This window comes from Bradyrhizobium sp. (assembly GCF_049581145.1).
GTDB lineage: Bacteria > Pseudomonadota > Alphaproteobacteria > Rhizobiales > Xanthobacteraceae > Bradyrhizobium.
Map to the genome: position 1 here is coordinate 1 of NZ_JBAURI010001155.1, position 7,961 is coordinate 7,961.

Annotated in this window: 7 protein-coding genes; 4 read left to right on the top strand and 3 right to left on the bottom strand. The window is 63.0% G+C overall.

What is annotated here, in order from left to right:
- Positions 1–935, bottom strand: a 935-nt coding sequence (locus WCB02_RS36780) for an ATP-binding protein (RefSeq protein WP_423966649.1), incomplete at its 3' end; no start/stop codon positions are given.
- A gap of 284 nt (positions 936–1,219) precedes the next feature.
- Here WCB02_RS36780 and WCB02_RS36785 point away from each other — a divergent pair.
- The 3 genes from WCB02_RS36785 (at position 1,220) to WCB02_RS36795 (ending at position 5,724) form a co-directional block, all read left to right on the top strand.
- Positions 1,220–2,911, top strand: a complete 1,692-nt coding sequence (locus tag WCB02_RS36785; protein ID WP_423966651.1) for an FAD-binding dehydrogenase — start codon at positions 1,220–1,222, stop codon at positions 2,909–2,911.
- 24 nt (positions 2,912–2,935) lie between these two features.
- Complete coding sequence (locus WCB02_RS36790) at positions 2,936–4,669, top strand: thiamine pyrophosphate-binding protein (protein ID WP_423966653.1); 1,734 nt, start codon at positions 2,936–2,938, stop codon at positions 4,667–4,669.
- Between the two features lie 98 nt (positions 4,670–4,767).
- The gene (locus WCB02_RS36795; RefSeq protein WP_423966655.1) at positions 4,768–5,724 is read left to right on the top strand and encodes a catechol 2,3-dioxygenase; all 957 of its coding nucleotides are present in this window, start codon (positions 4,768–4,770) and stop codon (positions 5,722–5,724) included.
- Positions 5,725–5,913: 189 nt separating this feature from the next.
- On the opposite strand, the gene WCB02_RS36800 is transcribed toward WCB02_RS36795, so the two are convergent.
- The gene (locus WCB02_RS36800; RefSeq protein ID WP_423966658.1) at positions 5,914–6,576 is read right to left on the bottom strand and encodes a formyltransferase family protein; all 663 of its coding nucleotides are present in this window, start codon (positions 6,574–6,576) and stop codon (positions 5,914–5,916) included.
- A gap of 479 nt (positions 6,577–7,055) precedes the next feature.
- Between WCB02_RS36800 and WCB02_RS36805 the strand changes: the two genes are divergently transcribed.
- Entirely contained in the window at positions 7,056–7,559 is a 504-nt protein-coding gene (locus WCB02_RS36805) for a hypothetical protein (RefSeq protein ID WP_423966661.1), read from the top strand.
- 14 nt (positions 7,560–7,573) lie between these two features.
- Here WCB02_RS36805 and WCB02_RS36810 read toward each other — a convergent pair.
- A partial coding sequence (locus WCB02_RS36810) for a hypothetical protein (protein WP_423966663.1) occupies positions 7,574–7,961 on the bottom strand: 388 nt, incomplete at its 5' end.

Consider the following 7,961-nt stretch of genomic DNA (forward strand, 5'->3'; position numbering starts at 1 on the left):
AAGGTGTAGCGCGGGTCGTTGCGCACGGTTTCGATGCGCGAAATCAGCTTGTGATAGATGATGCGGGAGGAACGGTTTTCCAGCTTGCCCATGCGCTCGTCGATCAGCGAGATCAGGTCGACCAGGCGGTACGGCACCGGCGTGTCGACGGTATAGCCGACGGCCTTCGGATCGACGCGCTTGAGCCCGAGCCGGTCGGAGTTCTGGTACTGGGTATAGAGTCCCTTGGCGAGCGGAATGACCTCGGCCAGGATGTCGAGCTCCTCGGGCACGCCGGGCCGGCCGCCGAACAGCACGTCGACGATTTCCTCGAAATTGAACAGCCAGAACGGCAGCTTCAGATTGCGCGGATTGAGCACCAGCGCCCGATCGCCGAAACAGCGGCCATACTCGTTGTGCACGTCGAGCAGGAAGATCCGCAAATTCGGACGTGCCTTGAGGATTTCGTTGAGCAGCAGCGAAACGCCGGTCGATTTGCCGACGCCGGTCGAGCCGAGCACCGCGAAGTGCTTGGACAGCATTTCCTCGACATCGACATAAGCGATCACGGAGCGATCCTGCTGCAGCGTGCCGACATTGATCTGGTCCGAGCCGCTCGGCGCGTAGACGGTGCGCAACTCCTGATTGGTGATCAGGTCCACCTCGTCGCCGATCGTCGGATAATTGGTGACGCCGCGCTGGAATTTGGGCCGATCGCCGCCGAGGATTTCGCCCAGGAGGTCGACCCCTGCGCTTGCGATATAATTGGCGTTGGCCGGCAAATCCTCGCAGGTGACGTCAGTGATCATGGCGACGATGGTCGAGGTCGCGCAGCGGATGCTGACGAACCGGCCGACGGTTGCCCGGATTTCGGAGGCGGGCAGCGGGCTGGTCGCAAGCAGACCGACCCGGGCCAGCGATCCCCGCACTGAAATCACACGTCCAAAGGATGTCATTGAGCCCAGCGCGCCATGGATTGGAGATCGGGCGATCACTATGCCGACGGTCGTTGCACAAACGGTTAAGCGGCGACAGCCGGAGGCGGAGACCTCGTCCGCTGGAGAACCTGTTGAAAAGCAAGGGTTTCGCTCCGGCGCAAGGCGCGAAGGGGAAGCCGTATTTAACGGTCGGTTTACCAACTTCCCGAAGGAAGCGAGCGGCAGGCAAGGTCGGCCTCCTCGCCGTCGTTGTCGCTGCGCGGTTGATCTTGATCTGTGCCAAAGCCGCAGATGGCCAAACCGTGGTATTGGCGATCCGCGGCCATGGAGGAGGCCCCGAAGAGATGCTGGATCGCGAGAAGGTCATGCAGGATGATCGCAGCGACGTCTTGATCATCGGCGGGGGGATCGCGGGGGTTGCCACCGCGCTGGATTTGCTCGACGGCGGCCGATCGGTGCTGCTGCTCGACCGCGACCAGGAAAGCACATTCGGTGGACTGGCCCGCGAGAGTTTTGGCGGGATGTTCTTCGTCGATTCCCCGGAGCAGCGCCGCCAGCGAATCCGTGACTCCGGCGAACTGGCGTTGCGCGACTGGCAAAGCTTTGCCGAGTTCGGGCCTGAGGACCGCTGGCCAAAAGCCTGGGCCGAGGCCTATGTGGCGCTCTGCACGTCGGCTGTCTATCGCTGGGTACGCCGCTTCGGCGTCAGCTTTCTTCCGGTCGTCAATTGGGTCGAGCGCGGCGAGTACCGTCCCGGCAATTCGGTGCCGCGCTTTCACGTCGCCTGGGGCACCGGCAAGGGACTGACGGAAGTCCTGATTGCAGCCTTGCGCGGCCATCGCAATGCGTCCCGGTTGACCCTTCGCTTCAACCGCAGGGTCGAGCAGCTCACGATGCGAGCCGGCAGGATCGCGGGCGCCGAGGGCGTCGACGAGACGACGGGCGCGCCGTTCGCAGCGCGGGCGGACTGCGTGGTGGTGGCTGCCGGCGGCATCAATGGCGGCGATCTCAGCCGTATCAGGCAACACTGGCATCGCGAATGGGGGACGGTGCCGAAAGAGCTCCTGAACGGCTCACATCGTTTCGCCGACGGCCGCCTCCATGACGCGACCGCCATGGTCGGCGGCGTGCTCACGCACCTGGACAATATGTGGAACTATGCCGCGGGCGTGCATCATCCGCGCCCGCGCAAGCCGCAGCACGGACTATCACTGGTGCCGCCGCGCTCAGCCCTGTGGCTTAACTGGCGCGGCGAGCGCATCGGGCCACAGCCTTTGGTGTCGGGCTTCGACACCAGGCGGCTCGTCACCGCGATCTGCGGGCAGCAACGGCAGTATTCCTGGCAGCTGATGAACCGGCGCATTGCGCTGAAGGAACTGGCGGTCTCCGGTGCCGAGTACAATCCATCGATCCGCGACCAGAAAAGGCTCGGTTTCCTGCGCGACATCCTGTTCGGCAACCGCTGGCTGGTGCGCGAGATGCTCGACCATTGCCGGGATTTCGTCGCAGCAGCCACGCTGCCGGAGCTGGTCGCCAAGATGAACGCGCTACAGGGCGATTCCGCGGTCGATCTCGACATCGTGCGGGATGCCGTCGCGCAATATGATGCGACCATCGCCCGCGGGACGAGCCTGATGAACGACGAGCAGTTGCGCCGCATCGCCAGCCTACGGCAGTATCGCGGCGACCGGGTCAGGCTGTGCAAGTTTCAACCGATCGATGACGCAAGGGCATTGCCGCTGATCGCGGTTCGTGAATTCATCATCAGCCGCAAGAGCCTCGGCGGTATCCAGACCGATCTGGAGAGCAGGGTGCTCGATACGGCCGGGCGGCCGATAGCGGGCCTCTATGCAGTCGGCGAAGCCGCTGGCTTCGGCGGCGGTGGCGTCCATGGCCGGCGCGCGCTGGAAGGGACGTTTCTCGGCGGCTGCATCCTTTCGGCCCGCATCGCGGCGGCGTCGATCGACGGCAGGACCATGTTCCCGAATACATGAGTGGCGATCGCGAGAGAGGGCAGTATGAAGAGAACCGGAGCCTGGCTGACGGTCTACGCCCTCGAGCAGATCGGGGCGCGCTTCACCTTCGGCATTCCCGGCGTGCACACCACCGAACTATACGACGCCCTGAACAATTCGAACCGCATCACGCCGGTGCTCGTCACCCATGAAGGCGGCGGCGCCTTCATGGCCGATGCCGTCGGGCGGCTGTCGGATTCGATCGGCGTGCTGACGCTGGTCCCCGCCGCCGGCCTGACCCAGGCCGCCAGCGGCATCGGCGAGGCCTTTCTCGATGGCGTGCCGATGCTGGTGATATCAGGCGGTCCGCGTACCGATACGGGACATCTCTATCAACTGCACCAGATGGACACCCACAAGTTCATGGGCGGATTGACCAAGGCGACGTTCCACGTGACGCGACACGATCAGGTGGTCCCGACCTTGTTCGAGGCCTATGCGATCGCGACCTCCGGTGAGCCGGGGCCGGTGTTCGTCGAATTGCCGGTCAACATCCTGATCATGACGGATGAGATCGGCGAACTGCCGCAGTTCAGGCCGCAGCAGGCGCAGTCGTTGGACGTGGCTACGGAATTGGCACGCGCGGCCGAGTTGCTCGCGCACGCCAAACATCCCTGCATCTTCGCCGGCTGGGGCGCGCGCGACGCCACCAGCGAGCTCATCCGTCTTGCCGAATGGTTGGACGCGCCGGTCGCGACCACCTTGCAGGGGCTTTCGGTATTTCCCGGCAACCACCCGCTGCATGTCGGATTTGGCTTCGGCCCGTCCGCGGTGCCGGCGGCGCAGAATGCCTTTGCCGCCTGCGACTGCATGGTCGCGATTGGAACGCGGTTCGCCGAGATCGCCACCGGCAGCTACGGCACCGAGGTGCCGGACAATCTCATTCACATCGACATCAATCCCAAGGCGATCGGCGCCAATTATCCCGCCAAGGTCGGCATCGTCGGTGACGCGGGGTTGGTGCTGACGCAATTGCGTGGGGAGATCGAGGCGAAAATGCCGCCGCGAAATGCCGATTCAGAGGTGCGCGAGCGGATCAAGCGCGACAAGGCCGCCTATCGCGAAAGCTGGTACCGCAACGATGTCGCCGACATCGTCAATCCCGCGCGTTTCTTCGATGAGCTGCGGCGCCAGATGAGCGATGACGGCATCCTGACCATCGACGACGGCAATCACACCTTTCTCACCGCCGAGCTGATGCCGATCCACGCAGCGAAGAGCGTGATCCTGCCGACCGACTTCAACTGCATGGGCTATGCGGTGCCGGCGGCGATCGGCGCCAAATTCGCATTCCCCGATCGCTCGGTGCAGGCGATCGTCGGCGATGGCGCCTTCATGATGACCTGCATGGAGATCCTGACCGCCACGACCAATGGCCTCGGCATCGTCTATTACGTCTTCAATGACGGCGAACTGGCCCAGATCGGCCAGGCGCAATCCATCCCCTACAACCGCAAGACCTGCACCGCGATCGGCAAGCTCAACATCGAAGGCGTGGCGCTGGCCACGGGAGCTGCCTATCTGCCGATGAACGACAATGCGGCGATCGCAGGCGTGATCGGCAACGCCAACGACATCGCACGCCATGGCCGGCCGGTCATCGTCGGCATCCGCATCGACTACTCCAAGCGCACCGCGTTCACGGTGGGGACGGTGAAGACCAGTTTCGGGCGTTTCCCCCTGAACGAGAAGCTGCGCTTCCTGACCCGGGCCGCCGTGCGCCACGTGGTGGGATAGGCCTTGCGATCCGTCCGCCTTGGTCTTCCACGCGTGTCTGGCTCATCGACCAGGTTCGGGCTAGAAAGTGCGTCAAGTCACAGCCCCCGGAGACCGCGATGACTCCCGAACCAATCTTCGATCTCGCCCATCTCGGCCACCTGGAACTGCTGACGCCGAAGCCTGCGGAGAGCCAGAAGTTCTTTGTCGACGTGATGGGCATGACCGTCAGCGGGCAGAAGGGGGATTCGGTCTATTTGCGCGGCTGGGACGATTACGAGCGCTATTCGCTGAAGCTGACCGCATCGAAGACCTCAGGCATGGAGCACATGGCGCTGCGGGCGCGCAGCCCGCAGGCGCTGGAGCGCCGGGTCGCCGCGCTGAAGGGCTCAGGCTTCGAGATCGGCTGGGTCGATGGCGACATGGGGCAGGGGCCAGCATTCCGTTGCCGGGATCCGGACGGTCATATCGTCGAGCTCTATTACGAGACCGAATGGTACCAGGCGCCGCCGGAATTGAAGCCTGCGCTGAAAAACCAGGCGCAGCGTTTTCCGGCGCGCGGCGTCAATGTCCGCCGCCTCGATCATCTCAATTGCCTCGCGGTCGACATCAAGGCCAACCGCCTTTTCTTCGAGCAATATCTGGGCTTGCGGCTGACCGAGCAGATCGTGCTGAATGACGGCACGGAAGCGGCGATGTGGATGACGATGTCGAACAAGAGCTACGACTTCGCCTATACCCGCGACCATTACGGCAAGCGTGGGCGCTTCCATCACGTCACCTACGCGCTCGACAGCCGCGAGGAGATTTTGCGCGCCGCCGACATCTTTCTGGAGCATGGCGTGCACATCGAAACCGGGCCGCACAAGCACGCGATCCAGCAGACTTTCTTCCTCTATGTCTACGAGCCCGGCGGCAACCGGGTCGAAGTCGCCAACGCCGGCGCGCGCCTGATCCTGGCGCCGGACTGGAAGCCGATCGTGTGGACCGAGGACGAGCGCAAGAAGGGCCAGGCTTGGGGCCTGAAGACGATCGAGTCGTTCCATACCCACGGTACGCCGCCATTCGAGGGATAGGAGCGATTGCGCCCGAGCCCCGCTGCCTGCGGCGCGAGATCGTGACTTCACTTGATGAACGAGCAGGTTCGGCAACTTGAAGCCGCGTTCGGCATGGCGCCGGCGAGGTCGCTCGCCTGATCACCGATAGTGGCGATGATCGTATGGGGCTTGGGGCGCCACGCCCGCGGTTGGCTGGGCGATCGCGTATCAGACCAGCGCGCGAAAGGTCACGCCATGCAGATTGATGGTCGGCGCCACGCCGAAATGGTCGGCGCCGAACACGCGCATTCGTCGCTCGAGGTCCTCCTTGCTGATGTCGAGCGGGATATTGCAGATCGCCTGATAGGCGCGACGCGAGCTCTTCTTCGGACCCCATTGCAACGGCTGCGTCGGCAACGGCTCGGCGTCGGTCGTCAATGCCTTCGCGAATTTCCAGAACAATCGTGCCATATGCGCGTAAGCGAGCCCTTCGAGGCCAAGCACGGTGATATCGGCAGGAATCGGAAACCGCGTGGCTTCAATGATCGGCCCCGCATCGACGCGGTCGGCCATCACATGGAGGGTCGTGCCGAACTCGGTCGCCCCCTCGTAGAGGGCAAAATGCGCCGGTGCCCAGCCCGGATATTGCGGCGGCCCGGGATGGAAGTTGTAGGCGCCAAAGCCGAGCGCACCCAGCAGATCGGAAGGCACAATCACAGGTGTCGAGAACGCAAGAAGCCGCGCACGCCCGAGCGTGGCCACATCCAGCACCGCCAGATCATCCGGCAACATTGCCGGATGGATAATGAGCTGCGGGTTGTGCCCGCGCAGCAGTAACGTCAACGGCCCCATTTCCACCGGACCCGTCAACAAGATAATCGTATCGAACATCGACCATCCCAGACCGTCATGGTCACCCCTGTGTCATAGTGTCGCAAACGCGTTAAAATGGGGTTAACCGTATTTTTGCGGGGAATAACGATTTCGTGAATACTTCGAGTGCCTTGCATAGCGACCGGACACCGCGCGTCGCGTCTTGCGGCCGCCATGCGGCGCACGACCGGCCTGCAAACGGCGCGATCGATTTCGCAAGCGAAGCCTTCTTCCGCGATCCCGGAGCCGCCGTCGCGAAGCTCGGGGCATCGGGCCCTGTGGCGGCGTCGCGATTCCCGCTCGTCGGCCGTGTCTGGGTCACCACGCCTATGCGGGTGCCGCCCACGTGCTGAAGGAGTCCGCGACGTAACGCTGACGAGCCCGACCACAATCGCTTACGCGACATCGTCGAGAGAACAGCTCGGCCTGCCTGGCTGATCGGCCAACATTCATTGCCTATGCCAATTCGATAGCCAAACTCACCAACCGGATCGATTTTGCGCGCGCTGTCCGGGCTCAAGAAAATGAAGCGCTATATGGAAGATCAACTCGGGGTCGCCCGCGCGCAGGGCGGCGAGGGGTTGATCGCCGAATTCGTCAAGGTCGAAATGGAGGGCGGATACATCAGCCCAAACGAAATGGTGTCGATGCTGTTTTACTGCCGGCCGCAGGTGGAAACCACCACTCGTTTGATCAGCGGGTCGGTGTTTGAGCTTCTGAATGATCCCGCCCGGCGCGAAAAGCTGCGCAGGTGCTTGGAACCGCGAAGCTCCGAGCGGGTTTGCATGGCGGGTGGAGATTGCCTGATGCGGCGACTGACGGTTTGGTTGAGACGGTTTTTTAGCTCAGGCATGCGCGAGTCCTCGGATGCGCCGCTGCCGTTTACCCCGGAAGAATTTGGCCGCCTGATCGCAAGCGGTAAATCCCAGGACATGAAACGACTGGCCGAAGGCCTGTCGCGTGGTGCGGTTTCGCGCATTCCCGCGAGCCAGCGCGGTTGACCAAAATTCTCGCTTTAGTGAGTTGACCATTTTGCGGTTGCTGACACCTTAACCGCTTGGATTCGGAATCGTAGTGAATGCTTGGCTCCAGGCTCGGCCCAATATTGATTGCGGCTTTTTTCCCACTCGCGGCGACTGCTGCCGAAGTTGATCCCGCGACCTTCAATGCCGCGGATTTTGCCGAGCCGCCTTCGAGCCAACAGTTCGACCCCACTGTCGTCAAAGCCCAGATCCTGCTCGATCGGGCAGACATTTCGCCCGGTGAGATCGACGGCAAATATTCGCCAAAAAGGATGGACGACCAGGTCGCCGCCTTCGCGGAAAATCACCACATGCAAGCGGACACCAAATGGAGCAGGGCGTTCTGGTCGACGCTGACGTCCTCGGTCACCGGCCCGGTCC